The sequence below is a fragment of the Pseudomonas sp. W22_MBD1_FP4 genome, from assembly GCF_052113765.1.
Classification (GTDB): Bacteria; Pseudomonadota; Gammaproteobacteria; order Pseudomonadales; family Pseudomonadaceae; genus Aquipseudomonas; species Aquipseudomonas sivasensis.
The window spans coordinates 35,676-58,669 of the sequence record NZ_JBGQOI010000012.1 but is presented as its reverse complement, the minus strand read 5'-3'; the positions used below and the strand labels follow the sequence as shown (position 1 = coordinate 58,669).

The window sequence follows — 22,994 nt, the reverse complement described above, 5'->3', positions numbered from 1 at the left end:
TTTGACCCGCGGTAAAAAAGCCTACTTCACTCCATGAATTGGGCCATAGCGCAGCAGGAAAATTCCGACGCCGTTATCGCAGCGCCGAAATTAACTCAAATCGTGGGTGGTGAGCTATAGGACAGCGAAGGTGCCCTGTGCTTTTGCGACAAGTCGTTCCTCCTGATACACATCGGCTTCGACCACCAGGGTGCGCCGGCCGGCGTGAATCACACGGCTGGTGCACAGCACATCCCCGTCTTCCACGGCGCGGATGTAGTTGATCTTGCACTCGATGGTCGCGCTCTGCTGGTCGAAACCATGGGAACTGGAACAGGCCAGCCCCATGGTGATGTCTACCAGGCTGAAAATCGCCCCGCCATGGAGCTTGCCCGCGCGGTTGCGCAGGTGCGGCTCCAGGGTCAGGGCCACCTCGGCAACGCCTTCTTCCAGGCGTTGCAGGCGGCAGCCGATCAGTTCGCTGAAGGCGCTCTGAGTCAAACCGGCCGGGATTTCCATCAACGTTTCTTCAACTGCTTGGCGTTGGCGAACAGCGAGGCCATGGCATTGTTGCTTGGCGCTGCGGTTGCGGTTTCCTTGCGCGGTTGACTGCTTTCGGAACGGTTCTGCGACTGGCGCGGCGCCGAGCCTGGGCGTGCGCCACGGGCACCGTCGATTTTCTCGCCGGGGGTGTCGCTCATACGCATAGACAGACCAACGCGTTTGCGCGGGATGTCGACTTCCATGACCTTGACCTTGACCACATCACCGGCTTTCACCGCTTCACGTGGGTCTTTAATGAACTTCTCCGAAAGTGCGGAGATATGCACCAAACCATCCTGATGCACGCCGATGTCCACAAACGCGCCAAAGTTGGTCACGTTGGTCACCACACCCTCCAGGATCATGCCCAGCTCCAGGTCCTTGAGGTCTTCGACGCCGTCCTGGAACTCGGCGGTCTTGAACTCAGGACGTGGGTCGCGGCCAGGCTTTTCAAGCTCTTGCAGGATGTCGGTGATGGTCGGTACGCCGAACGTTTCGTCGGTGTACTTCTTCGGGTCCAGGCGCTTGAGGAACGCAGCGTCACCGATCAGCGAACGGATGTCGCGGTCGGTCTCGGCGGCGATGCGTTGCACCAGCGGATACGCTTCCGGGTGAACGGCCGAGGAATCCAGCGGGTTGTCACCGTTCATTACGCGTAGGAAACCGGCGGCTTGCTCGAAGGTTTTCTCGCCCAGTCGAGCGACCTTTTTCAACGCGGCGCGGGTTTTGAACGCGCCGTTTTCGTCTCGGTGAGTGACGATATTCTGCGCCAGCGTGGTGTTCAGGCCGGAGATACGGGCCAACAGCGCGACCGAGGCAGTGTTTACATCCACGCCAACCTTGTTCACGCAGTCTTCCACCACCGCATCCAGGCCACGCGCCAGCTTCAGCTGTGACACGTCGTGCTGGTACTGGCCGACACCGATGGATTTAGGGTCAATCTTCACCAGTTCGGCCAGCGGATCCTGCAGGCGACGGGCGATGGATACCGCGCCACGGATCGACACGTCGAGGTCCGGGAATTCCTTGGAAGCCAGTTCCGACGCCGAGTACACCGAAGCGCCCGCCTCGGAGACCATGACCTTGGTCATCTTCATGGCTGGGTATTTTTTGATCAGTTCGGCGGCAAGCTTGTCGGTTTCACGGCTGGCGGTGCCGTTGCCGATGGCGATCAGGTCCACCGAATGCTTGGCGCACAGGGCGGCCAGAATCGCGAGGGTCTGGTCCCACTTGTTATGCGGCACGTGCGGGTACACGGTTGCGTGGTCCAGCAGCTTGCCGGTGGCATCGACCACGGCGACCTTGCAGCCGGTGCGCAGGCCCGGGTCGAGGCCCAGGGTGGCGCGCGGGCCGGCTGGTGCGGCCAGCAGTAGGTCGTGCAGGTTGTGGGCGAAGACGTTGATCGCTTCGGTTTCGGCACCGTCGCGCAATTCGCCCAGCAGGTCGGTTTCCAGGTGGGTGTAGAGCTTGACCTTCCAGGTCCAGCGCACTACTTCACCGAGCCACTTATCAGCAGGACGATTCTGATTCTGGATGCCGAATTGTTGACCGATCATGCCTTCGCACGGGTGCATGGTGCCCGGCAGCTCGTCGCCGACTTTGAGTGCGGAGCTGAGAATGCCTTCGTTGCGGCCACGGAAAATCGCCAGTGCACGGTGGGACGGCATGCTCTTGAGCGGTTCGTCGTGTTCGAAGTAATCGCGGAATTTGGCGCCTTCTTCCTCTTTGCCGGCGATGACGCGAGCGCTGATGATGGCTTCCTGCTTGAGGTAGGTACGCAGCTTTTCCAGAAGGCTGGCGTTTTCGGCGAAGCGCTCCATGAGGATGTACTTGGCGCCTTCGAGGGCTGCCTTGACATCGGCAACGCCTTTTTCAGCATTGACGAAGCGCGCGGCTTCGGTGTCCGGGGTCAGCGACGGGTCGTTGAACAGGCCGTCGGCCAGTTCGCCCAGGCCGGCTTCGAGGGCGATCTGGCCCTTGGTGCGGCGCTTTTGTTTGTAGGGCAGGTAAAGGTCTTCGAGGCGGGTTTTGGTGTCGGCGAGCTTGATGTCGCGCTCAAGCTGCGGGGTCAGCTTGCCCTGTTCCTCGATGCTGGCGAGGATGCTGATACGCCGTTCGTCGAGTTCTCGCAGGTAGCGCAGGCGCTCTTCCAGGTGACGCAGTTGGATGTCGTCGAGGCTGCCTGTCACTTCTTTTCGGTAACGGGCGATGAAGGGCACCGTGGAGCCTTCATCCAGTAGAGCGACGGCCGCTTCGACCTGTTGTGGGCGTACACCGAGTTCCTCGGCGATGCGGCTGTTGATGCTGTCCATAAAACCACCTGAAATTCTTAGAAGCAGCTTGCAGGCCCGGAAAACAAGGCCTTGCGCAGCTGGTTGAGCGGCCCGACTGGCGCCGCTGCCTGGGTCAAGAGGCAGCCTATTGACCCTCGAAATCGGAAAAATCGCGACAAGCGGGTAAAAAAGCTTGGCAGTAAAAAGGTAACGATCTGACGTCGCCCTGTATGAGGGCGCCGCATTATAACCAGCGTTTTGTCCTTGAGGGCTACTGCGCGGGTGGTTGTAGGGCGCGGGTTTGCTGGCAGTTGAGGAAAAATCTGCTAACAATGCACACGGTGCGTATAACGACAGCTACGCCATAATGCGCGCCGAGATAAGAGGAGCATCTAATGAGCAGCACTGCACAAACTGCTGAAGGCGAAAAAATTCTCATCGTTGATGACGATCCAGGGCTGAGCAGCCTGCTGGAGCGTTTCTTCAATTCCAAGGGCTACCGTGCCCGCGCGGTGCCGAACACCGAGCAGATGGATCGCCTCCTGGGGCGCGAAGTATTCAACCTGGTCGTACTCGACCTGATGCTGCCCGGCGAAGATGGCCTGACCGCATGCAAACGCCTGCGCGGCGCGAACAATCAGATTCCAATCATCATGCTCACCGCCAAGGGCGATGAGCTGAGCCGCATCAAGGGCCTTGAACTGGGCGCCGATGACTACCTGGCCAAACCCTTCAATCCGGATGAGTTGATGGCGCGGGTCAAAGCCGTATTGCGCCGTCAGGCACCGCCAGTACCGGGCGCGCCAGGCAGCGAAGACGAAAGCGTTACCTTCGGCGACTACGAACTGTCGCTGGCGACCCGCGAACTCAAGCGCGGCGATGAAGTGCACATGCTCACCACCGGCGAATTCGCCGTGCTCAAGGCGCTGGTGATGAACGCTCGCCAGCCGCTGACACGCGACAAGCTGATGAACCTGGCTCGTGGTCGTGAATGGGACGCCCTGGAGCGCTCCATTGACGTGCAAATTTCCCGTCTGCGCCGGATGATCGAGCCGGACCCTTCCAAGCCACGTTATATCCAGACTGTCTGGGGCGTGGGTTATGTGTTTGTGCCGGATGGCACCGCAACCAAGTGATCGATGATTTGCAGGGCGGGCATCCTGGCGTTTGACTCCATGAGGGTCGACGGGATGCCCGGCGTCTGCAATTCTGCGAGCGCCGCTCGTTCCTGCAAGGTGTCCAGCTTTCATCTATGAAAACCCCGCTGTGGTTCCCACAAAGTTTCTTCTCCCGCACCCTTTGGCTGGTGCTGATCGTCGTTCTGTTTTCCAAAGCGCTCACGCTGGTTTATCTGCTGATGAACGAAGATGTGCTGGTGGATCGACAGTACAGCCACGGTGTGGCTTTGACGCTGCGCGCCTATTGGGCCGCCGATCCCGAGAACCGCGAGAAGATTGCCAAGGCCGCCACTCTGGTACGCGTGGCGGGTGCAGGTGTGCCGGAAGGCGAGCAACATTGGCCTTATAGCGAGATTTACCAGCGCCAAATGCAGGCCGAACTGGGTGAAGACACCGAAGTACGGCTGCGTATGCATGTGTCTCCTGCATTGTGGGTACGTGCGCCGAGCCTGGGTGAGGACTGGCTGAAAGTGCCGCTGTACCCTCATCCTTTGCGGGGGCAGAAGATCTGGAACGTGCTGGGCTGGTTCTTGGCGATCGGGCTGCTTTCCACAGCATCCGCGTGGATCTTTGTGCGCCAGCTCAACCAACCCCTTAAACGATTGGTGTTCGCCGCCCGGCAATTGGGTCAGGGGCGCAGCGTGCGCCTGCCGGTCAGCGATACACCGAGTGAAATGACCGAGGTGTACGGCGCGTTCAACCAGATGGCGGAGGATGTCGAACAGGCCGGGCGCGAACGCGAGTTGATGCTGGCCGGTGTCTCTCACGACCTGCGCACGCCGCTGACACGCTTGCGACTGTCCCTGGAGTTGATGGACAACCATACCGATCTGACCGACGACATGGTCCGCGATATCGAGGACATGGACGCGATTCTCGATCAGTTTCTGGCGTTTATCCGCGATGGCCGCGATGAGGTGGTTGAGGAAGTCGACCTGACGGATTTGGTGCGCGAGGTGGTTGCGCCCTATAACCAGAACGGCGAACAGGTTCGGATGCGCCTTGAGCCGATCCAGCCGTTTGCGTTGCGACGTGTGTCGATGAAGCGCCTGTTGAACAATTTGATTGGCAACGCCTTGCATCACGCCGGCTCTGATGTGGAAGTGGCGGCGTACGTTTCGGGCGACAGCGCCGCACCTTATGTGGTGCTGAGTGTGATGGACCGTGGCACGGGGATCGACCCGGCGGAACTGGAGGGCATCTTCAACCCGTTTACTCGTGGGGACCGTGCACGCGGTGGCAAAGGCACGGGGCTTGGGCTGGCAATCGTGCGACGAATTGCCTCGATGCATGGTGGCAATGTTGAGTTGCGTAATCGCGAAGGCGGCGGCCTTGAGGCGCGGGTGCGTTTGCCGTTGGGCTTGATGTTGCCCAGAGACGCGGTCTAACAAACAACGCAGATCAAAATGTGGGAGGGGGCTTGCTCCCGATTGCAGTGGGTCAGCTACCAATAAGCTGGCTGATCCACCGCTATCGGGAGCAAGCCCCCTCCCACATTTGGTTTACGTGTGCCACAGACTGCGTTTTATCAGCCCTTGCCCTTGGTCCTGGTCATATTCGGCCCACCATTCTTCTCTAGATGCTGAATGATGATCCCCGCCACATCTTTGCCAGTGGTGGTTTCGATACCTTCCAGGCCCGGAGATGAATTGACTTCCATCACCAGCGGCCCGTGGTTCGAACGCAGGATATCTACCCCCGCCACGGCCAACCCCATCACCTTGGCCGCCCGCAGCGCGGTCATGCGCTCCTCAGGGGTGATCTTGATCAGGCTGGCACTGCCGCCGCGGTGCAGGTTGGAGCGAAACTCTCCAGGTTTGGCCTGGCGCTTCATCGCCGCAATTACCTTGTCGCCCACCACGAAGCAGCGGATATCCGCACCCCCTGCCTCCTTGATGTATTCCTGCACCATGATGTTCTGCTTGAGGCCCATGAATGCCTCGATCACCGACTCCGCCGCGGTTGCGGTTTCACACAGCACTACGCCAATGCCCTGTGTGCCTTCCAGTACCTTGATTACCAGTGGCGCGCCGTTGACCATCTCGATCAGGTCCGGGATGTCATCGGGTGAGTGGGCAAACCCGGTGACCGGCAGGCCGATCCCCCGGCGCGACAGCAGTTGCAGCGAACGTAATTTGTCCCGCGAGCGCGCAATGGCCACGGACTCGTTCAAGGGGAACACCCCCATCATCTCGAATTGGCGCAGCACCGCGCAGCCATAAAACGTCACCGAAGCGCCGATCCGCGGGATTACGGCATCAAAGCCTTCCAGCGGTTTGCCTCGGTAATGGATCTGCGGCTTGTGGCTGGCAATGTTCATATAGGCACGCAACGTGTCGATCACCACCATTTCGTGGCCACGTTCGGTGCCGGCCTCGACCAGGCGGCGGGTGGAATACAGACGCGGGTTTCGCGACAGCACAGCAATCTTCATGCAGCACCTGGGGCAGAAATAGTAGAGACCGGGAACACCGGCTTGTCTTGAACGTACTTGATGCCGGGGTTGACCACCAACTGGCCGTCAATCAGCGCCTTGGAACCCAGCAGCAAGCGGTAACGCATAGCCTTGCGGCAGGCCAGGGTGAACTCCACCCGCCATACCCGATCACCCAACGCCAGGGTGGTGCTGATCACATAGCGCACCTGCGCATGGCCGTTGGAGCTCTTGATGGTTTTCATCGTCACCAGGGGCGCTTCGCAGCGGCGGTGGCGCAGTTGCACAACACTGCCCAGATGCGCAGTGAAGCGCACCCACTTCTCACCGTCGCGCTCAAAGGGTTCGATATCGGTGGCGTGCAGGCTTGAGGTGCTGGCACCTGTGTCGATCTTCGCGCGCAGGCCTGCCACTCCCAAGTCGGGAAGTGCCACCCACTCACGCAGACCCACAACGGTCAAATGGTCAAATGTCTTCAATATGGGTAACCGGTCAATTAGCCCAAGCTTTCGGTGAAACCTCGGCCAGGGCTTTGAATGCGGGCTTGGCGAACCAGTAGCCTTGCATGAGAAATATTCCACAGTCAGACAGAAAGTCTCGCTCTCCGGCACTTTCAATGCCTTCGGCGATGACAGTAACGTTCAACTGCTCACAGATTGTGACAATCCCCCGGACGATTACCTGGCGGACACGATCCTTGTCGACATCGCGGATAAGAGCCATGTCGAGTTTGATCAAGTCAGGTTGGAAATCGGCCAGTAGATTCAGCCCCGAATAGCCCGCTCCGAAATCGTCGATGGCGGTCTTGAAGCCGAATTCGCGGTATTCACGCAGAATATTCGTCAAATGGCGATAGTTATCTACATGCTCGCTTTCCAGCGTCTCGAAAATCAGTCTGTTCAGCGGGAAATTGTGTGCGCGAGCCGCCTCCAGGGTGCTGCGGATGCACAACTCCGGACGGTACACGGCGTTGGGCATGAAATTGATGGAAAGATGGGTTTGCATCCCCATGGCTGCTGCGCCGGCAATTGCCTGAGTGCGGCAGCGTTGGTCGAAGCGGTAGCGATTGCTTTCGTTAACCTGGTTCAGCACCGACAACGCGCCTTCGCCTTGTGTACCGCGCACCAAGGCTTCGTGGGCAAAAATCGAATGGTCCCGAAGGTCTACGATAGGCTGGTAGGCAAACGCAAAATCGAAACCCAGGGGCTCGCTTTGCTGGCAGCCTACGCAGCGCTGGTCAGGCGAGGTGAGTGAAGTGGGAAAGTCGGTCACGGCGTATCCTCGCGAAAACAGGGTGCTACCTGGCGTATCTTAGGTGAGCCTTGAGGTTTATGCGTCGAAGGGTTTCAACGGTAAAGTTGCGACATTTTTCAGAGCGAGGAATTCAAGTGGCTCAAAAGCAGGAAGAGGAAGAAAAGGTTCGCCTGGACAAGTGGCTGTGGGCCGCGCGTTTCTATAAAACCCGTGCCCTGGCCAAGGCGGCGATAGAGAGTGGCAAGGTGCACCATCGTGGCGAGCGCTGCAAGCCGGGCAAGGAGCCACGCGTCGGCGATGAGTTTCAGATTCGTACCGGTTTTGATGAAAAGACCATTGTGGTCCAAGCACTTTCCATCGTGCGTCGTGGCGCACCTGAAGCTCAGGCGCTCTACACCGAGACCGACGCTAGCATTGCCAAGCGCGAAAATGCTGCGGCGATGCGCAAGGCGGGGGCTTCAGGCCTGACCACCGATGGTAAGCCGAGCAAGAAGCAACGCCGCGATCTCTTCAAGTTTCGCGGCAGTGGCAGTGATGACTGATTGCGCAGAACCCCAGCCGAATTAGGGAGGGAGCCAGCCCCCTCGCTTATTCGGCCTGCAGCGTTAAGGGGATGTGCGCACGACGCTCAATCCTCCGATCACCGGCAGCTTGCCAAGTAACCGGAAGATCGGTGTTGTCACGTGTAACAAAGCGCCCGACACCTTTGCCGCAAACGGCGTGTAATACCCCCAGCCCAACGCCAACAGCGCCAGCAGCACTCCGCCGATGTAATCGTCCTGCCCCCAATGCGCACCTGCCACCAGCCGCGGCATCATAAACAACAGCGCCAGGCCCCAGATCACCAGCACTTGGCTGATGCGCTTGGCGAACACCGTCATGAACATCCCCCAAATCAACAGCACAGACGCATGATCCCCAGGGAAGCTTTGGCTCGAACGGTCCTTCAGCTCCCAGGTCTTCTCCAGGCCAGGAAAGTAATCACTCATCTGAATGGCCCCGCCGATCACCATCGACGGGCTGCTGTGCTGCCAGCCCATCTGTGCCGCAAGTTTGGAAAACAGCATGCGGATAAACAACAGCAGCAACAAAATGCCGACAAAACCTAACAGCGCCTGACGCACCTGTACGGCCTTGAACACCCAGTCGCCGCGAACCAGCAGCGACAGCAGGATCACCCCGACCACCGCATCAAACGGTCGCAAACTGGCCACGGCCCAAATGTGCAGCCACGTTGCGTTAGTGGCCAGAGGGTCATTGAGCAGATGAAACAGCCACTCGTCGAAAATCACACAGAGCATCTGGCCCGTGGGCCACAGCCAAAAACACAGCAGCGCGATAGCGAGTAGATTGCACAGAACCCATCGCCGGAGGTTCCACTTGGCTTGGAACAAACCCGGATTGTTCATAAACTGTCCCTCTTCGCTCTATTTAAACTCTCTGTTTCCAGGAGAAATTCGCACCAAAACGGTGCTAAAGCGTTTAATTCTATAAACCTTGTAATCAATTTGTCATCAATTCAGATACCCAGACCTATGACTGATCTACCGGATACCGACTTCACCCAACGCTTCATCTTCGACGAGAGCGACGCCCGCGGCGAAATGGTTTCGTTGGAACTCAGCTACGCCGAAGTCCTCGCCAAGCACCCCTATCCTGAGCCGGTCGCGCAACTGCTTGGAGAGCTGATGGCCGCTGCGGCGTTGCTGGTCGGCACCATGAAGTTTGACGGTTTGCTGATCCTGCAGGCCCGCTCCGAAGGCCCGATCCCGCTGCTGATGATCGAGTGCTCCAGCGAACGTGAAATCCGCGGCCTGGCCCGTTATGACGCCGACCTGATTGCCCCGGACGCCATGCTGGCGGACCTGATGCCCAACGGCGTCCTGGCGCTCACCGTCGACCCGACCGTTGGCCAGCGTTACCAGGGCATCGTCGACCTCGACGGCGAAACCTTGTCGGATTGCTTCACTAACTATTTCGTGATGTCCCAACAAGTCGGCACCAAGTTCTGGCTCAACGCAGACGGCAAACGCGCCCGTGGCATGCTGTTGCAGCAATTGCCGGCCGACCGCATCAAGGACGACGACGATCGCGCTGAAAGCTGGCGGCACACCATCGCTCTGGCCGACACCCTGAAAGCCGAAGAGCTGCTGGGCTTGAACAACGAAACCATCCTGCATCGCCTCTACCACGAAGAACCTGTGCGCCTGTTCGACGCGCAAACCTTGCGCTTCCATTGCAGTTGCTCCCGCGAGCGTTCAGGTAGCGCATTGGTCAGCCTGGGTCTGGAAGATGCGCAAAATCTGGTGGTGGAACACGGTGGCAATATTGAGATCGACTGCCAGTTCTGCAACCAGCGCTACCTGTTCGATGCTGCCGATGTCACTCAATTGTTCGCTGGCGCAGGCATCGACACGCCATCCGACACCCGCCACTAAAACGTTTAAGCACAGGTAAATCACCTGACAAATGCCGGATTAGAGGTGTTCTGACGGGAGGGCCCTACTCTTTTTGGGCTTTTCTGGCATAATCCGGCCCACTTTTTTCGCGGTAGTAGTGCGCAACTTTCTACTACAAAACGTTTGGAGCACTCGGCCATAGGCCGACGGGGAACCTCATGACGCAAGCCAATAACGCCGTATACACCGATCTGAGTGTTGACGATCTGGTCAAAGAAGCCCTGCAGCGCGGTGAAGGCGTGCTTGCCGATACTGGCGCACTGGTCGTAGAAACCGGTCATCGCACCGGTCGTTCGCCGGTCGACCGTTTCATCGTTGAAGAGCCTTCCACCCAGGACGCCATCGCCTGGGGCCCGATCAACCGCAAGTTTCCGGCCGACAAGTTCGATGCCCTGTGGGCTCGCGTCGAGGCTTTCAACAACGCGCAAGAGCACTTCGTTTCCCACGTTCACGTAGGGGCTGCGGAAGACCACTACCTGGCTGTGAAAATGACCACCCAGACTGCCTGGCAGAACCTGTTCGGTCGTTGCCTGTTCATCAACCCGGCCCAGTACAACCCGGCCGGCCGTGACGAATGGCAAGTGCTCAACGTGGCTAACTTCGAGTGCGTGCCAGAGCGTGATGGCACCAACTCCGACGGTTGCGTGATTCTCAACTTCGCACAGAAAAAAGTACTCATCGCTGGCATGCGTTACGCCGGTGAAATGAAGAAAGCCATGTTCTCGGTGCAGAACTTCCTGCTGCCGGCTTCCGACGTACTGCCGATGCACTGCGCCGCCAACATCGGCGAAGCGGGCGACGTGACCCTGTTCTTCGGCCTGTCCGGCACCGGTAAAACCACCCTGTCGGCCGACGAAAGCCGTTACCTGATCGGTGACGATGAACACGGTTGGGGCGAAGGCGTGGTGTTCAACATCGAAGGCGGTTGCTATGCCAAATGCATCGACCTGTCCGAGAAGAACGAGCCAGTTATCTGGAAAGCCATCAAGCACGGCGCAGTATTGGAAAACGTCGTGATCGACGACGCCAAGCACGCCGACTACGCCGACGTGAGCCTGACCCAGAACAGCCGCGCCGCCTACCCGCTGGAGCACGTTGCCAAACGTTCCGAGAAGAACCTGGGCGGCGAGCCAAACGCAGTGATCTTCCTGACCTGCGACCTGACCGGCGTACTGCCACCAGTGTCTATCCTCAGCGAAGAACAAGCGGCCTACCACTTCCTGTCCGGCTACACTGCATTGGTGGGTTCGACTGAGATGGGGTCGGGTAGCGGCATCAAATCGACTTTCTCCACCTGCTTCGGCGCGCCATTCTTCCCACGCCCAGCCGGCGAATACGCAGAGCTGCTGATCAAGCGCATCCGCGGCTTCGGCTCCAAGGTCTACCTGGTCAACACCGGCTGGACCGGCGGCGGCTACGGCGTTGGCAAGCGCTTCAACATCCCGACCACTCGCGGTGTGATCGCAGCGATCCAGAGCGGCGCGTTGATCGGTGCTGAAACCGAACACCTCGACACCATCAACCTCGACGTGCCATTGGCCGTACCGGGTGTTGAAACCGGCCTGTTGAACCCACGTAATACCTGGGCTGACAAGGCCGCTTACGATGAAGCAGCGAAGGCGCTGGCTGGTCTGTTCATCGAGAACTTCAAGAAGTTTGAAGTGAGCGATGCGATCAAGGCTGCGGGTCCTAAGTTGTAAGATTCGCGTGTTGTGAAAAAGCCGCCTCTTGTGGGCGGCTTTTTTATGCGCGAAAGGTCAGTCGGCGATGTGCAGAACTACTGCTCCGATCAATACCAATACAACCCCCAGCACCTGCACCGCAGTGAGCCGCTCCTTGAAAAACACAAACCCCAGAATCGCCGCAATCCCACCTGACAACGTACTGATCACCGTCACCACCGAAACCGACCCCGCCATCGCACCCCATGAAAACGCCGAGAACCCGCCGAGGTTCATCAAGCTCGCGCCGGTCAGCGTCGCACAGTTTTTCAGTGGCGGGATTTTCAGGCCGTCTTTGATCTTCAGCACCATCATTACCAGTACGCACACGCCCACCAGATAACCCAACCAAAGCATGGTGATCGGTCCCAACGCGGGTAGCGTGTAGCGGCCTTGCAGCCAGAAACTGGCGCCGTACAACAGTGCGGCGAGCATGGCGTAGGCGATGGATAGGCGGGGGTTGTTGTGGGGTACGCCGTTGTCCTTGTGGATGCTGGAGAGGATCACGCCGATGACGCATAGGGCAATGCAACCGAGTTGTATAAGGCTGATGTGCTCGCCGCTGGCCCAGGACAATAAGGTAGTGACCACGCCGTAGGATGTCACCAGTGGTGCAACGATGGCGGCTTTGCCCATGGCGAAGGCTTTGGACAGCGCGAGAGCGCCGGACACGGTGAGCAGCGCGGCTACGATGCCCAGCAGCCAGGCGCTTAGCGGGGCGTCGAGGGATTTGAAGAGAAAGGTCGGCAACATGACCAGTAGCAAGGTCATGATCAGGAAGCCGAGCGCCTGGCCAAAGTAAACGGCGCGTTTAACGCCGACAGCCCGGGCATTGAGGCCGACGAGGAAATCCGTGCCACCCCAGAGCAGGGCGGCCAGCAGGCCCATTGTTACGTCCATGTATCGTCCTTTCTGAAGACTCAATTTCCTTTAACAGCCCCGCTTGCCGGCAATGGCGACCTCAAGACCGCCATCGCCGGTAAGCCGGGCTCCTACAGGGGGCTGCGTGTTAGCTCAGGTTTTCCAGAGTCTGCGTGTCCCAGCTGTGAGTCTTTATGGCGAGATAGAGCATGCCGATGGTCAGTGGAACCTTGTTGCCGCGCCCCTTGGCCCGACGCTTGAGGAACACATCAAAGACCGGCGGGTTGAAGTAACGATAAGTGTCGTAGTCGCCCAGGTCGAGTACGAATTCCTGCTCCAGCGCTTCCATCAGTTGCTTGGCTTCACTGCCGTCACAGCCCAGGTCGAAATTGAGTGAGGTTTGCAGGCGGATAGTCTTGTGTTTCGGCAGGCCGATTTCTTCGTGCAGCAGTTGCAGGAGTTGCTGCATGACGGGGTCTTCGGGGAAGTCGGGGGCGAGGTTCATGGTGGGGGCACGCAGGAGTGGGTGAAGAGGGAGGTCGCGTTTCAAGCGGAATTTGTTTCGGGTGATGAAGAGTGCCAAGCCTATCAAGAATAGGAATACAGGCAGGAGGGGCATTTTAAGGATTACTGCTACGTAGGGTAGTAGGAATGCCAACGTAACGCCTGTCGCGAGCAACGTGATAGCAAATCGCTTTCTGAGTATTGGGGTTGTGATTTGGTGATTCAAAACAAGGTATAGCGCCACAAAGGCGACAATTTGAACGCAGATAGTCATGGCTTCTGACATTCCATGGCTTCGAGTGGATAGCTGCGAATAATACTTTTGGTGATCGCACCCACAGTGGTGGCAGCGGCGCGCGCTATTGGTTTTGAAAACGGGTGAATTGGCGCACTGAAAAGTCCCGCTAACGCTAGAGCGATAAGGGGCCCGCGTTCATTGAGCAAATCTGCCTGCTGCCGGTTCAGCGGCTTAGCGATTGCGACAGTCATTTTGCAAGGCAAATCACCGGGTAGCATTTTTCCGTAGAGATCCGCCAGCCGATAGCGAACTTCGGTTGCGCGGGTGCCGGCTTCCAAAAGGCAGAGGTTTGCCAGTGCTTGTCGATGGGCGGGTAGAACGCTAAACCGAATCACCGCGAAGGTGATGCCGTAGTGGCCAATGTATTGAGTCCTTTCGATGTTCACAGGTTTCTGCCGGGAAAGTTGAGGCCGCGCTATTTTCATTCAGCGACGGGTAACTTCTGTAGAGGGTTGAGCGGGTGTCTGGAGCAGTTTGGGAAGGAGATGTCGTAACCTGTGGAAATTTCCTACGACTGTTTCAGGCATTTGTGGCTTGGCATCACATTTTCTACAAAAACTCCGCCAGTGGCCTGAATTAAGCGTATGTTTCACCGCAAAATCTTGTAGGGCGATTTCCGCCCACTACTTAAATGGAGTTAAGCATGGGTTTGCTTCGTGTCGCTTCGGCGATGTCATTGTGTGCGTTGGCTTTTTCCGTCCAGGCCGAACAGTTGCCGATTGAAGTGCTAAGCGCCGTGGTCAAGGATCAGAAAATCGCCGACGCCGAAGTGCTACTGCAACGCAACGGCGCGCAGAATGTGGTGGGTCGCACCAACGCCCAGGGCCAAGTGACGCTGACCAGTGAGGCCGCCGATGACGCGAGCAACCTGCTGATCATCAAGAAGCCCGGCTACTCCAACCTGGTGGTGAAGTGCCCATGCGCGGGCATGACCTACGCCATCAGCCCGGTGATGGAAAACCTCGATGGCCTGCGTGTGGTGCTGACCTGGGGCAAGACCCCGAGTGACCTCGACTCCCACATGATTTTCCCCGGCAATAACATCTATTTCGAGAACCAGAAGGGTACCGACGCCGAGTTGGATGTGGATGACACCGACAGCTACGGCCCGGAAACCATCACCCTGCAGAAAAAGCACTACGGCGAAAGCTACGTCTATGCCGTGCACGACTACAGTAATGGCGGCAACCCGGGCTCGCGCCAGTTGTCCGACAGCGAAGCCAAGGTGTTCGTGTACATGGGCCAATCGCTGGTGCGTACCTACTACGTGCCTAAGAACCGCAGCGGCAACCTGTGGACTGTGTTCCGCATGACCGGCAGCGGCGACTTCCAGGACATCAACACCTTCAGTGGCGTGACAGTGAATGCCGCCAATGTGCTGAACGAAGTCAAACCGCTGCTGGATGACAGCGTCGCGGTCACCGCAGTCACCGTTAGCTCTTCCGTACAGACTGATGCGAAGAAGCTGAACCTGAAAGGTGAAGCGGCTTACCAGGCAGGCAATCTGGATCAGGCGATTGACTACTTCCGTCAGGCCATCGATCTGGATAACAGCTTCGGCAAGGCTTACGGCAACCTCGGCCTGGCGTATCAAAAGGCTGGTAACACTGCTGAATCGATCTGGGCCAACCGCAAGGCTATCGCCCTTGCCACCGGCGCCAATGCTGCGACCGTGCGTGCAGGTGCCTACTACAACATTGCGCGGATCTACGAAGCGGCGGGGCAGTTCCAGGATGCGCTGCGTCACTACCAGTTGGCCAAGGAACAGAAAGCCAACCCGGTGTATGACACGGCGATTGAGCGGGTGCAGAACCGCTGATTCAGCTGTAGCTCAGTTCTAAAGATGTGGGAGGGGCTTGCTTCCTCCCACATTTGGATCGGTGTGTTTCCTACTGCATCATCAGGTTATTCCCACTTCGGCCCTGGGCCATCTCCCAGCCTGTGTATCATCCTGTCTCTTTTTCCATGCGACCTTTCTCGATCCGCTGAGCTTACTGGGCTACGTTTTTAAGCCACCTTCAGCGGTCAATGGAGTGACAGCCTATGCACGACACCCTCCAGCAGGTCTTTGGTTATCCACAGTTTCGTTTGGGTCAGGAAGAAACGGTCAGCGCCGTTCTGGCCGGTCGTTCGGCGGCTGCAATTTTCCCTACTGGGTCGGGTAAATCCCTGTGTTATCAGCTGTCAGCAGTGTTGCTGCCGCACCTGACGCTGGTGGTCTCGCCACTGTTGGCACTGATGCAGGACCAGTTGGGCTTTTTGCAGCGCCATGGCATTTCGGCGGGTAGTATCGATTCGGCCCAGAGTCGTGACGACGCCAATGACGTGATGGCCCGCGCCCGTTCCGGTGAGCTGAAAATCCTGATGATTTCCGTGGAGCGCTTGAAGAACGAGCGCTTCCGCAACTTCCTGCAAAGTGTGCAGATCTCTCTGCTGGTGGTGGACGAGGCGCACTGCATTTCCGAGTGGGGCCATAACTTTCGCCCGGACTACCTGAAGCTGCCGGACTACCAGCGTCAGTTCAAGATCCCACAAGCGCTGCTGCTGACGGCTACAGCCACGCCCAAGGTGATTGCCGATATGCAGGCGAAGTTCGCCATAGCGCCGGGTGATGTGGTGACTACGGGGTTCTATAGGCCGAACCTGAACCTGTTGGTCGAACCGGTCAGCGGCGCGGACAAACGCCGTCGCCTGGTGCAGTGGATGAGCGAACGGGCCAACCAGCCGAGCATCGTCTACGTCACCCTGCAAAAAACCGCCGAGCATATTGCCGAGCATCTGAACCGCAATGGCATACAGGCCGAGGCGTATCACGCCGGCTTGCCCCACGACAGACGTGAGGGTATCCAGCAGCGCTTCATGGGCGGGCGCTCCAATTGCATTGTCGCCACCATCGCGTTTGGCATGGGCATCGACAAGAGTGACATCCGCAATGTGGTGCATTTTGACCTGCCCAAATCCATCGAGAACTACAGCCAGGAAATAGGTCGCGCCGGGCGTGATGGGCAGCCGTCGGACTGCCTGGTGTTGGCTAACCGTGACAGCCTCAATGTGCTGGAAAACTTTGTGTACGGTGACACGCCTGAGCAGGAGGGGATCCGCCGGGTGCTGGAGGATTTGCAGGCGGCGCGCGGTGAAGGGCAGTGGGAGTTTCTACTGAGGTCGCTGTCGGACCACAGCAATATCCGCGAGCTGCCACTCAAGACCCTGCTGGTGCAGTTGGAGCTCAAAGGCGTGATCGCGCCGCGCTACGCGTTTTATGCCGAATACCGGTTCAAATACCTGATTGAGCCCGAAGCGTTACTGGCGCGGTTTTCCGGTGAGCGGCAGCAGTTTGTCGCGGCGATTATTCAAGTGTGCAAGCGTGCGAAGACCTGGGCGACGGTGGATTTCGACGCGCTGTATCAGCAGCACAATGCCGAGCGCAATCGTGTGGTGAAGGCGCTGGATTACTTCCAGGAGCAAGGCCTGATCGAGCTGGAAAGCAAGCAGATGACTGAGGTCTACAGCCTGCTGAATACCGAATTTGATCCACAGGTGTTAAGCGCCGAGTTATACACAGGCTTCAAGCACCACGAGGTGACAGAAGTGGCGCGGATTCACGCCATGCTCGATCTGTTCGCCACCGATCATTGCTTGGGCCAGCGCTTGGCCCATTATTTTGGTGATGAAAAAGCCCCCCATCGCTGCGGACATTGCTCGGTCTGTCACGGCCATGTGGCGCACCTGCCATCACCGCCGGGCTTGCCGCCGCTTGTGGATAAAAATTTCATGGAGCTGTGCGGTGATTTTATCCACAGGCATCATGAGCACACGGGCCAACTGCCCGGTGCCGAGCGACTGACGCGCTTTCTCGGGGGGATCAGTGTGCCGTTGTTTACCAAGCTGAAGGCGCGGGGCATTCCCGGTTTTGCTGCGCTGGAAGACTATCCCTATGCCGAAGTACGCAGTTGGGCCGAAGTCCATTTGAATGACCTGTAAACCCACTTTCACCAGAGGTGCCCATGCCTGATTCAGTGCCACAGCGTGCCGATTACCCCCACTTCCAGCCGATCATAACGCGCTGGCACGACAATGATGTGTACGGTCACGTGAATAACGTCACCTACTACAGCTTTTTCGACACGGCGGTGAATACCTACCTGATCGAGCAGGGCGGGCTGGATATTCATGGCGGCGAAGTGGTGGGGTTCGTGGTGAGTTCGGCGTGCGATTACTTCGCGTCGATTGCCTTTCCCGAGCGTATCGATATTGGCTTGCGAGTGGGCAAGTTAGGTAATAGCTCAGTGCAGTATGAGTTGGCGGTGTTCAAGACCGGCGAAGAGGAATCCTGCGCTGCGGGGCGCTTTGTGCATGTGTTTGTGGATCGGGGGTCGAATCAGCCGGTGACCATTCCGGGAGTGTTGCGCGAGGCGCTGCAGCGGTTGGTGGTCTGACGGCAAAAACCAATGTGAGAGGGTGCAAGCTTGCTCTCACATTGGTTTTGCGGCGTTTTTTAGAGATTACCGGTGACGGTAGTGATGCTTGTTCTTGCGATGCCCATAGGCATGGCCGCGGCCGCGATGGTCATCACGGTCATAGCGACGGTTGTCGCGCCCACGATCACGACGATCATCGTCATCGCTCTTGTTGCCCATGTAGTTGCCCAGTGCACCGCCCGCGCCACCGCCTGCAGCCGAGCCGATCAGTGCACCTGTGCTACCGCCGACACTGCGGCCTACGACGTTGCCGCCGGCTGCGCCCAGCGCGCCGCCAATAGCGGCTTCGCCACGGCTGCGCTTGTCAGCGCCGACCGCACTACCACCTGCGCCACCGAGGGCCGCGCCGATGGTCGAACCGGTATTGCCGCCCAACTGCTGGCCGACGACAGAACCTAGAACCCCGCCCAATGCGCCGCCTACACCGGCTTCGGTGGTGCCACCGGCCATGGCTGCGCCACTGACCAGGCCAAGGGACAACAAGAGAATCGAGGAGAACTTCATTCGGGAAACCTCAAGAGGATGACGGCGCGATCCTGAGGCTGTATTGACATTGTGACAATAGAATTCCGACCAGTAACACGAGTTGTACACAATCCTCTAAGTTACTGTTTTTAATCGGGAACTTAAGTGGTTTTTGAGAGTCTTTAACTACTTCGGAACGGCCGCTTTTATGCAAAAGCGGCCTTTTTTGTGTCCGAAATGATCAGTTAGGCTGTACGGGCCATGATCAGGCCATTATCGCTTGCGGCTTCCAAGCGGATCGCCACGAACTTCGATGTTGGCGTATGGCTGCCGTCCCCGGTGCTTTCCAGCGGCACCAGCGGGTTCACTTCCGGATAGTAAGCGGCTGCCTGCCCCGCCGGGATATCAAACGCCAGCAACGTGAAGCCCTTCACACGACGCTCACGGCCATCTTCCCACAGCGACACGATGTCAGCCTTCTGCCCCGGCTTGAAGCCCAGGCGGATGATGTCGGCTTCGTTGACGAACAGTACGTCACGCTGGCCTTTCACGCCGCGATAGCGGTCATCCAGGCCATAAATGGTGGTGTTGTACTGATCGTGGGAGCGCATCGACTGCATGATCAGATCCGGTACCCGGCCAGTGGCGTGGGTGCGTTCGTGGATCAAGTCTTTGGGCAGGATGTTCGGGCGGAAGTTGGCGCGACCCGAAGGCGTGTTCCAACGGCGCGCGCCGGCGGAGTTGCCTAAGTAGAAGCCACCTGGGTTTTTGATCTTGTCATTGAAGTCCTTGAAGCCTGGAATGGTATCGGCAATCAGGTCGCGGATACGGCTGTAGTCGGCCACCAGCCAGTTCCAGTCGACCGGCTTGCTGCCCAGTGTCGCGGCGGCAATGCCGGCCAGGATTGCTGGCTCGGACTTCATCAGCTTCGACAGGGGTTGCAGTTGGCCATTGGAGCCGTGAACCATGCTGAACGAGTCTTCCACCGTGACCGCCTGCGGGCCGTCTGCCTGGATGTCGATGTCGGTACGGCCCAAACACGGGAGGATCAGCGCGTCCTTGCCGTGCATCAGGTGGCTGCGATTGAGCTTGGTGCTGATCTGCACGGTCAGGTCGCAATTACGCAGTGCTTCGAAGGTGCGCGGGCTGTCCGGGGTAGCTTGGGCGAAGTTGCCGCCCAGGCCGATAAATACTTTGGAGCGGCCTTCAAGCATCGCGTGGATCGCTTCCACCACGTTGTGCCCGTTGGTACGCGGCACCTGGAACTGGAAGCGACGCTCCAGGGCGTCGAGGAACGCCACCGGTGGACGTTCGTTAATGCCCATGGTGCGGTCGCCCTGCACGTTGCTGTGGCCGCGCACCGGGCACAAACCGGCGCCTGGGCGGCCGATGTTGCCGCGCAGCAGCATCAGGTTGGCGATTTCCTGGATGGTCGGTACCGAGTGGCGGTGCTGGGTGATGCCCATCGCCCAGCACATGATCACGTTTTTGCCTTTGGCGTACATGCGTGCCGCTTGCTCGATCTCCACCAGCGGCAGGCCGGACTGCGCGACGATTTCATCCCACGAGGTGTCGTCGATCTGGCCCAGGTAATCGAGCACGTTGGCCGTGTGTTCGTTGAGGAAGTCGTGGTCGAACACGGCTTCCTTGCCTTCGGCCTGCGCCTGGCGTTCCCACAGCAGCAGGAACTTGGCCATGCCGCGCAGGATAGCCATGTCGCCACCCAGCGCTGGGCGAAAGTAGGCGGTATTGGTCGGCTTGTCGCCGTTGGTGAGCATTTCCAGCGGGTGTTGCGGGTGCTGAAAACGTTCCAGGCCGCGCTCTTTCAGCGGATTGATACACACCACTTGGGCGCCGCGTTTAACCGCTTCACGCAGCGGTTCGAGCATGCGCGGGTGGTTGGTGCCGGGGTTTTGGCCCCAGACGAAAATCGCATCGGCATGTTCGAAGTCATCAAAGGTCACGGTGCCTTTGCCGACGCCCACGCTTTGCGCCAAGGCCACGCCGCTGGCCTCGTGGCACATGTTCGAGCAATCCGGGAAGTTGTTGGTGCCGTAGGCACGCACGAACAGCTGATACAGGTACGCCGCCTCGTTGCTGGCCCGGCCCGAGGTGTAGAACTCGGCCATATCCGGGCTTGGCAGTGCGTTGAGGTGCTGGCCGATGAGGTCGAAGGCTGCTTCCCAGCTGACGGGTGTGTAGCGGTCGGTTTCGGCGTCGTAGCGCATCGGCTCGGTCAGGCGGCCCTGGTATTCGAGCCAGTAATCGCTCTGTTCCAGCAGCGCAGTGACGCTGTGTTTGGCGAAGAATGCAGCGTCTACACGACGTTTGGTGGCTTCCCAGTTGACCGCTTTGGCGCCGTTTTCGCAGAACTTGACCATGCCGCTTTCCGGCGAGTCGCCCCAGGCGCAGCCCGGGCAGTCAAAGCCGCCGTTCTGGTTGGTCTTGAGCATCATGCGCAGGTTTTTCAGCGCGTTGTCGCTGGTCAACCACGCCTGTGCCACGCTGATCAGCGCGCCCCAGCCGCCCGCCGGGCCTTTGTAAGGCTTGTAGCGCGGGGTTGGGGTTTGGTCGGCTTGATGATGATTGCTCACGGCTGGTTCTCCATCGCAGGGCTGTAGACCCGCGGCGCACTTTTCTGCGGCAGGTGGATGAGATTGAGGTTGTGCCGGCGGGCCCATTGCAGGGCCAGGCCGGTGGGCGACGACAGGCTGACGAGGGTCTGGATGCCTGCGCGCAAAACTTTCTGGATCAATTCGAGGCTGCAACGACTAGTGACAATCGCCAGGCCGCCATCGGTCGGGATCTTTTGGCGGATCAACGCACCGATCAATTTATCGAGCGCGTTGTGCCGGCCAATGTCTTCGCGGCCCATCAACAGTTCGCCTTGGCTGTTCATGAACACCGCCGCATGCACCGCGCCGCTGTATTGGCCCAGAGGCTGAAAGGCGCTGATGCGCTGGCGCAGACCATCAAGCCATTCGGCGGGTGGCAGTGGTGCGCCAGGCAGGACCTTAAGGTCCGGCAAGGCTTGTTCCACCGCTTCTACACCGCACAAACCACAACCGCTGGTGCCCGCCAACTGGCGACGTTGTTGCTTGAGATTCCAGAACGCGCGGCTGGAAATCTGCACCTGAGCGTACTGGGTCGAGCCTGAACCGCTGAGTTTGAGATCATAGATGTCGCTAACGTCGGCGATAATGCCGCTGCCGATGCTGAAGCCGACGATAAAGTCTTCCAGGTCTGTCGGCGTGACCAACATGACTGCCTGGCTGATGTCGTTATAGGCGATCGCCAACGCCACTTCTTCCGCCAACGCAGTGCTGGCGACCTCTGTGTGTTCGAGATTGCAGTATTGGTAGCTCTGGCTGGCGGCGGGCGCGGGCGTTTCAGAGGCGGGCGCCGCGCAGACTGGGCGCTTGGCGTTCATGGGGCAGTACCACCGGCGGATTGGTCAGTGTTTAGACTAGGCGCGACAAAGCGTCGCGTCTAATTGCCAGTACTGATCTACCGATAGATGACGTCGATCAAGACGCGTTTTGCGATTTCTGAAACAGCGCGAAACATGCCTCTGCGAGCGCGGAGCGCGGTGCGCTGCGACGCATGATCAGCCCCAGGCGCGCAAGGGTGTGGGCATCCTCGATAGGTTGCAGGCGCAGGTGCTCGGTGAGCGCATCCAGGCCACCGTCCAGGGGCATGACCGCGCAACACAGCCCGCCGTGTACCGCTTGTAGCAACTGATGGACGGCATCGGTTTGCAGCAGCGGTTGGGGATTGAGTCCACGGCTGTGGAAGTTGTGGTCGATGGACTGGCGAAAATGCATGCCACTGGTGAGCATGCCCAGGGGCAGTTCGGTCAGGGCCTCCCAACTCAACGGCTTGTCGCCAAAGCTGAAAAACCGCTGGTCGTAGAGCAGGCCCATGCGCGTTTCGCCCAAGGCCAGTGAGTCAAAGCGTTCATTATCCAAACGCTCAAGATAGGAGACGCCCAGGTCCAGTCGATTACTCGCAAGTTGTTCAAGGATCTGTTCGGAGCTCAAGGCCGAGAGCTCGAAGCGCAGGCTCGGGTGTTCTTTATGCAGTTGTTGCATCAACGCCAACGGATCAAAGCTCGACAACGGCACCACGCCCAAACGCAACGTACCCACCAGGTTGCCGCGACAGGCAGCAGCTTCAGCCTGCAAGCCGTCATACGCCGCCAGCACTGTTCGGGCCCACGCCAGCACCCGTTCACCGGGTGCGGTGAAGCCTTCGAAGCGCTGGCCGCGATTGACCAGGGGCAAGTCCAACTCTTCTTCGAGGCTGCGCAGGCGCATCGACAGGGTGGGCTGGGTAATGTGGCAACGAGCCGCTGCCTGGCCGAAGTGCCGGGTTTCATCGAGGGCGATCAGGAATTTCAGCTGTTTGATGTCCATCTTCGCTCCAGGGCTTATTCCAATGGCGGGGGGATTCTAGCGCGTTTGGGTCTTTGGCCGGGCTGGAACCCAAATCTGTAGGACTGGTCTAGTCTTTGGCATCTGGAAATCAACTACCAAGGAGCGCGTACG

Annotated in this window: 21 protein-coding genes; 8 read left to right on the top strand and 13 right to left on the bottom strand. The window is 58.8% G+C overall.

Annotated elements, in window-relative coordinates:
- Positions 1 to 114 precede the first annotated feature (114 nt).
- Together ACEN2T_RS16540 and ACEN2T_RS16535 are read right to left on the bottom strand one after the other, a co-directional pair.
- Positions 115 to 498 carry a PaaI family thioesterase gene (locus ACEN2T_RS16540; RefSeq protein WP_050442803.1) on the bottom strand — a complete coding sequence of 128 codons (384 nt, stop codon included), beginning with the start codon at positions 496 to 498 and terminating at the stop codon, positions 115 to 117.
- Positions 498 to 2,834 (bottom strand): Tex family protein, encoded by a 2,337-nt coding sequence (locus ACEN2T_RS16535; RefSeq protein ID WP_095186289.1) that lies wholly within the window; start codon positions 2,832 to 2,834, stop codon positions 498 to 500. The genes ACEN2T_RS16540 and ACEN2T_RS16535 overlap by 1 nt, the downstream gene beginning before the upstream one ends.
- A 356-nt stretch (positions 2,835 to 3,190) precedes the next feature.
- On the opposite strand from ACEN2T_RS16535, the gene ompR reads away from it, so the two are divergent.
- Both ompR and ACEN2T_RS16525 read left to right on the top strand, forming a co-directional pair.
- On the top strand, positions 3,191 to 3,931 hold the full coding sequence (ompR, locus tag ACEN2T_RS16530) for an osmolarity response regulator transcription factor OmpR (protein ID WP_015373500.1): 741 nt from the start codon (positions 3,191 to 3,193) through the stop codon (positions 3,929 to 3,931).
- Positions 3,932 to 4,047: 116 nt separating this feature from the next.
- Positions 4,048 to 5,361 (top strand): ATP-binding protein, encoded by a 1,314-nt coding sequence (locus tag ACEN2T_RS16525; protein ID WP_032884939.1) that lies wholly within the window; start codon positions 4,048 to 4,050, stop codon positions 5,359 to 5,361.
- A 140-nt stretch (positions 5,362 to 5,501) separates the two neighbouring features.
- Here ACEN2T_RS16525 and rimK read toward each other — a convergent pair whose 3' ends face one another.
- Genes rimK through rimA form a run of 3 tightly spaced genes read right to left on the bottom strand, consistent with a single transcriptional unit; the run spans position 5,502 to position 7,679 of the window.
- Positions 5,502 to 6,407, bottom strand: a complete 906-nt coding sequence (gene rimK / locus ACEN2T_RS16520; protein ID WP_003171022.1) for a 30S ribosomal protein S6--L-glutamate ligase — start codon at positions 6,405 to 6,407, stop codon at positions 5,502 to 5,504.
- Positions 6,404 to 6,886 (bottom strand): retropepsin-like aspartic endopeptidase RimB, encoded by a 483-nt coding sequence (gene rimB, locus ACEN2T_RS16515; protein WP_032884940.1) that lies wholly within the window; start codon positions 6,884 to 6,886, stop codon positions 6,404 to 6,406. Before rimB ends, rimK begins: the two co-directional genes overlap by 4 nt.
- Positions 6,887 to 6,899: 13 nt before the next feature.
- A complete protein-coding gene (gene rimA / locus ACEN2T_RS16510; RefSeq protein WP_122756732.1) occupies positions 6,900 to 7,679 on the bottom strand; it encodes a S6 modification regulatory phosphodiesterase RimA in 780 nt (259 codons plus the stop codon).
- Between the two features lie 116 nt (positions 7,680 to 7,795).
- Between rimA and ACEN2T_RS16505 the strand changes: the two genes are divergently transcribed.
- Positions 7,796 to 8,203 (top strand): RNA-binding S4 domain-containing protein, encoded by a 408-nt coding sequence (locus ACEN2T_RS16505; protein ID WP_032884944.1) that lies wholly within the window; start codon positions 7,796 to 7,798, stop codon positions 8,201 to 8,203.
- Positions 8,204 to 8,266: 63 nt separating this feature from the next.
- Here the strand turns inward: ACEN2T_RS16505 and ACEN2T_RS16500 are convergent, their stop codons facing one another.
- The gene (locus ACEN2T_RS16500; RefSeq protein WP_442117018.1) at positions 8,267 to 9,070 is read right to left on the bottom strand and encodes a phosphatase PAP2 family protein; all 804 of its coding nucleotides are present in this window, start codon (positions 9,068 to 9,070) and stop codon (positions 8,267 to 8,269) included.
- A 126-nt stretch (positions 9,071 to 9,196) separates the two neighbouring features.
- Between ACEN2T_RS16500 and hslO the strand changes: the two genes are divergently transcribed.
- A complete protein-coding gene (hslO, locus tag ACEN2T_RS16495; RefSeq protein WP_032884948.1) occupies positions 9,197 to 10,099 on the top strand; it encodes an Hsp33 family molecular chaperone HslO in 903 nt (300 codons plus the stop codon).
- 179 nt (positions 10,100 to 10,278) lie between these two features.
- Positions 10,279 to 11,820 carry a phosphoenolpyruvate carboxykinase gene (locus ACEN2T_RS16490; RefSeq protein WP_032884949.1) on the top strand — a complete coding sequence of 514 codons (1,542 nt, stop codon included), beginning with the start codon at positions 10,279 to 10,281 and terminating at the stop codon, positions 11,818 to 11,820.
- A 57-nt stretch (positions 11,821 to 11,877) separates the two neighbouring features.
- Here ACEN2T_RS16490 and ACEN2T_RS16485 read toward each other — a convergent pair whose 3' ends face one another.
- From ACEN2T_RS16485 to ACEN2T_RS16475, 3 genes are all read right to left on the bottom strand, one after another.
- Positions 11,878 to 12,741: an EamA family transporter gene (locus ACEN2T_RS16485; protein WP_442117017.1), complete on the bottom strand. Its 864-nt coding sequence runs from the start codon at positions 12,739 to 12,741 to the stop codon at positions 11,878 to 11,880.
- Positions 12,742 to 12,850: 109 nt separating this feature from the next.
- Positions 12,851 to 13,207 carry a DUF1493 family protein gene (locus tag ACEN2T_RS16480; RefSeq protein WP_032885003.1) on the bottom strand — a complete coding sequence of 119 codons (357 nt, stop codon included), beginning with the start codon at positions 13,205 to 13,207 and terminating at the stop codon, positions 12,851 to 12,853.
- A gap of 269 nt (positions 13,208 to 13,476) precedes the next feature.
- The gene (locus ACEN2T_RS16475) at positions 13,477 to 13,890 is read right to left on the bottom strand and encodes a hypothetical protein (protein ID WP_442117016.1); all 414 of its coding nucleotides are present in this window, start codon (positions 13,888 to 13,890) and stop codon (positions 13,477 to 13,479) included.
- A 257-nt stretch (positions 13,891 to 14,147) separates the two neighbouring features.
- On the opposite strand from ACEN2T_RS16475, the gene ACEN2T_RS16470 reads away from it, so the two are divergent.
- The 3 genes from ACEN2T_RS16470 to ACEN2T_RS16460 all read left to right on the top strand — a co-directional run bounded on the left by ACEN2T_RS16470 (position 14,148) and on the right by ACEN2T_RS16460 (position 17,940).
- Positions 14,148 to 15,323 (top strand): tetratricopeptide repeat protein, encoded by a 1,176-nt coding sequence (locus tag ACEN2T_RS16470; protein ID WP_122682156.1) that lies wholly within the window; start codon positions 14,148 to 14,150, stop codon positions 15,321 to 15,323.
- A gap of 224 nt (positions 15,324 to 15,547) precedes the next feature.
- Complete coding sequence (locus ACEN2T_RS16465; RefSeq protein WP_032884952.1) at positions 15,548 to 17,485, top strand: RecQ family ATP-dependent DNA helicase; 1,938 nt, start codon at positions 15,548 to 15,550, stop codon at positions 17,483 to 17,485.
- 23 nt (positions 17,486 to 17,508) lie between these two features.
- The gene (locus ACEN2T_RS16460; protein ID WP_442117015.1) at positions 17,509 to 17,940 is read left to right on the top strand and encodes an acyl-CoA thioesterase; all 432 of its coding nucleotides are present in this window, start codon (positions 17,509 to 17,511) and stop codon (positions 17,938 to 17,940) included.
- Between the two features lie 66 nt (positions 17,941 to 18,006).
- On the opposite strand, the gene ACEN2T_RS16455 is transcribed toward ACEN2T_RS16460, so the two are convergent.
- The 4 genes from ACEN2T_RS16455 to ACEN2T_RS16440 all read right to left on the bottom strand — a co-directional run bounded on the left by ACEN2T_RS16455 (position 18,007) and on the right by ACEN2T_RS16440 (position 22,862).
- On the bottom strand, positions 18,007 to 18,486 hold the full coding sequence (locus ACEN2T_RS16455; RefSeq protein WP_032884954.1) for a glycine zipper domain-containing protein: 480 nt from the start codon (positions 18,484 to 18,486) through the stop codon (positions 18,007 to 18,009).
- Positions 18,487 to 18,692: 206 nt separating this feature from the next.
- Positions 18,693 to 21,041, bottom strand: coding sequence for an FdhF/YdeP family oxidoreductase (locus ACEN2T_RS16450; protein ID WP_032884956.1), 2,349 nt, complete (start codon positions 21,039 to 21,041; stop codon positions 18,693 to 18,695).
- Positions 21,038 to 21,877, bottom strand: coding sequence for a formate dehydrogenase accessory sulfurtransferase FdhD (gene fdhD / locus ACEN2T_RS16445; protein ID WP_032884958.1), 840 nt, complete (start codon positions 21,875 to 21,877; stop codon positions 21,038 to 21,040). The genes ACEN2T_RS16450 and fdhD overlap by 4 nt, the downstream gene beginning before the upstream one ends.
- A 97-nt stretch (positions 21,878 to 21,974) precedes the next feature.
- Complete coding sequence (locus ACEN2T_RS16440) at positions 21,975 to 22,862, bottom strand: LysR family transcriptional regulator (RefSeq protein ID WP_032884960.1); 888 nt, start codon at positions 22,860 to 22,862, stop codon at positions 21,975 to 21,977.
- Between the last annotated feature and the right edge of the window lie 132 nt (positions 22,863 to 22,994).

Bases quoted from the DNA above. Each gene is read 5' to 3' on its own strand.
- ACEN2T_RS16540 (WP_050442803.1), bottom strand. From the start codon at position 498: ATGGAAATCCCGGCCGGTTTGACTCAGAGCGCCTTCAGCGAACTGATC.
- ACEN2T_RS16535 (WP_095186289.1), bottom strand. From the start codon at position 2,834: ATGGACAGCATCAACAGCCGCATCGCCGAGGAACTCGGTGTACGCCCA.
- ompR (WP_015373500.1), top strand. From the start codon at position 3,191: ATGAGCAGCACTGCACAAACTGCTGAAGGCGAAAAAATTCTCATCGTT.
- ACEN2T_RS16525 (WP_032884939.1), top strand. From the start codon at position 4,048: ATGAAAACCCCGCTGTGGTTCCCACAAAGTTTCTTCTCCCGCACCCTT.
- rimK (WP_003171022.1), bottom strand. From the start codon at position 6,407: ATGAAGATTGCTGTGCTGTCGCGAAACCCGCGTCTGTATTCCACCCGC.
- ACEN2T_RS16500 (WP_442117018.1), bottom strand. From the start codon at position 9,070: ATGAACAATCCGGGTTTGTTCCAAGCCAAGTGGAACCTCCGGCGATGG.
- hslO (WP_032884948.1), top strand. From the start codon at position 9,197: ATGACTGATCTACCGGATACCGACTTCACCCAACGCTTCATCTTCGAC.
- ACEN2T_RS16490 (WP_032884949.1), top strand. From the start codon at position 10,279: ATGACGCAAGCCAATAACGCCGTATACACCGATCTGAGTGTTGACGAT.
- ACEN2T_RS16485 (WP_442117017.1), bottom strand. From the start codon at position 12,741: ATGGACGTAACAATGGGCCTGCTGGCCGCCCTGCTCTGGGGTGGCACG.
- ACEN2T_RS16480 (WP_032885003.1), bottom strand. From the start codon at position 13,207: ATGAACCTCGCCCCCGACTTCCCCGAAGACCCCGTCATGCAGCAACTC.
- ACEN2T_RS16470 (WP_122682156.1), top strand. From the start codon at position 14,148: ATGGGTTTGCTTCGTGTCGCTTCGGCGATGTCATTGTGTGCGTTGGCT.
- ACEN2T_RS16465 (WP_032884952.1), top strand. From the start codon at position 15,548: ATGCACGACACCCTCCAGCAGGTCTTTGGTTATCCACAGTTTCGTTTG.
- ACEN2T_RS16460 (WP_442117015.1), top strand. From the start codon at position 17,509: ATGCCTGATTCAGTGCCACAGCGTGCCGATTACCCCCACTTCCAGCCG.
- ACEN2T_RS16455 (WP_032884954.1), bottom strand. From the start codon at position 18,486: ATGAAGTTCTCCTCGATTCTCTTGTTGTCCCTTGGCCTGGTCAGTGGC.
- fdhD (WP_032884958.1), bottom strand. From the start codon at position 21,877: ATGAACGCCAAGCGCCCAGTCTGCGCGGCGCCCGCCTCTGAAACGCCC.
- ACEN2T_RS16440 (WP_032884960.1), bottom strand. From the start codon at position 22,862: ATGGACATCAAACAGCTGAAATTCCTGATCGCCCTCGATGAAACCCGG.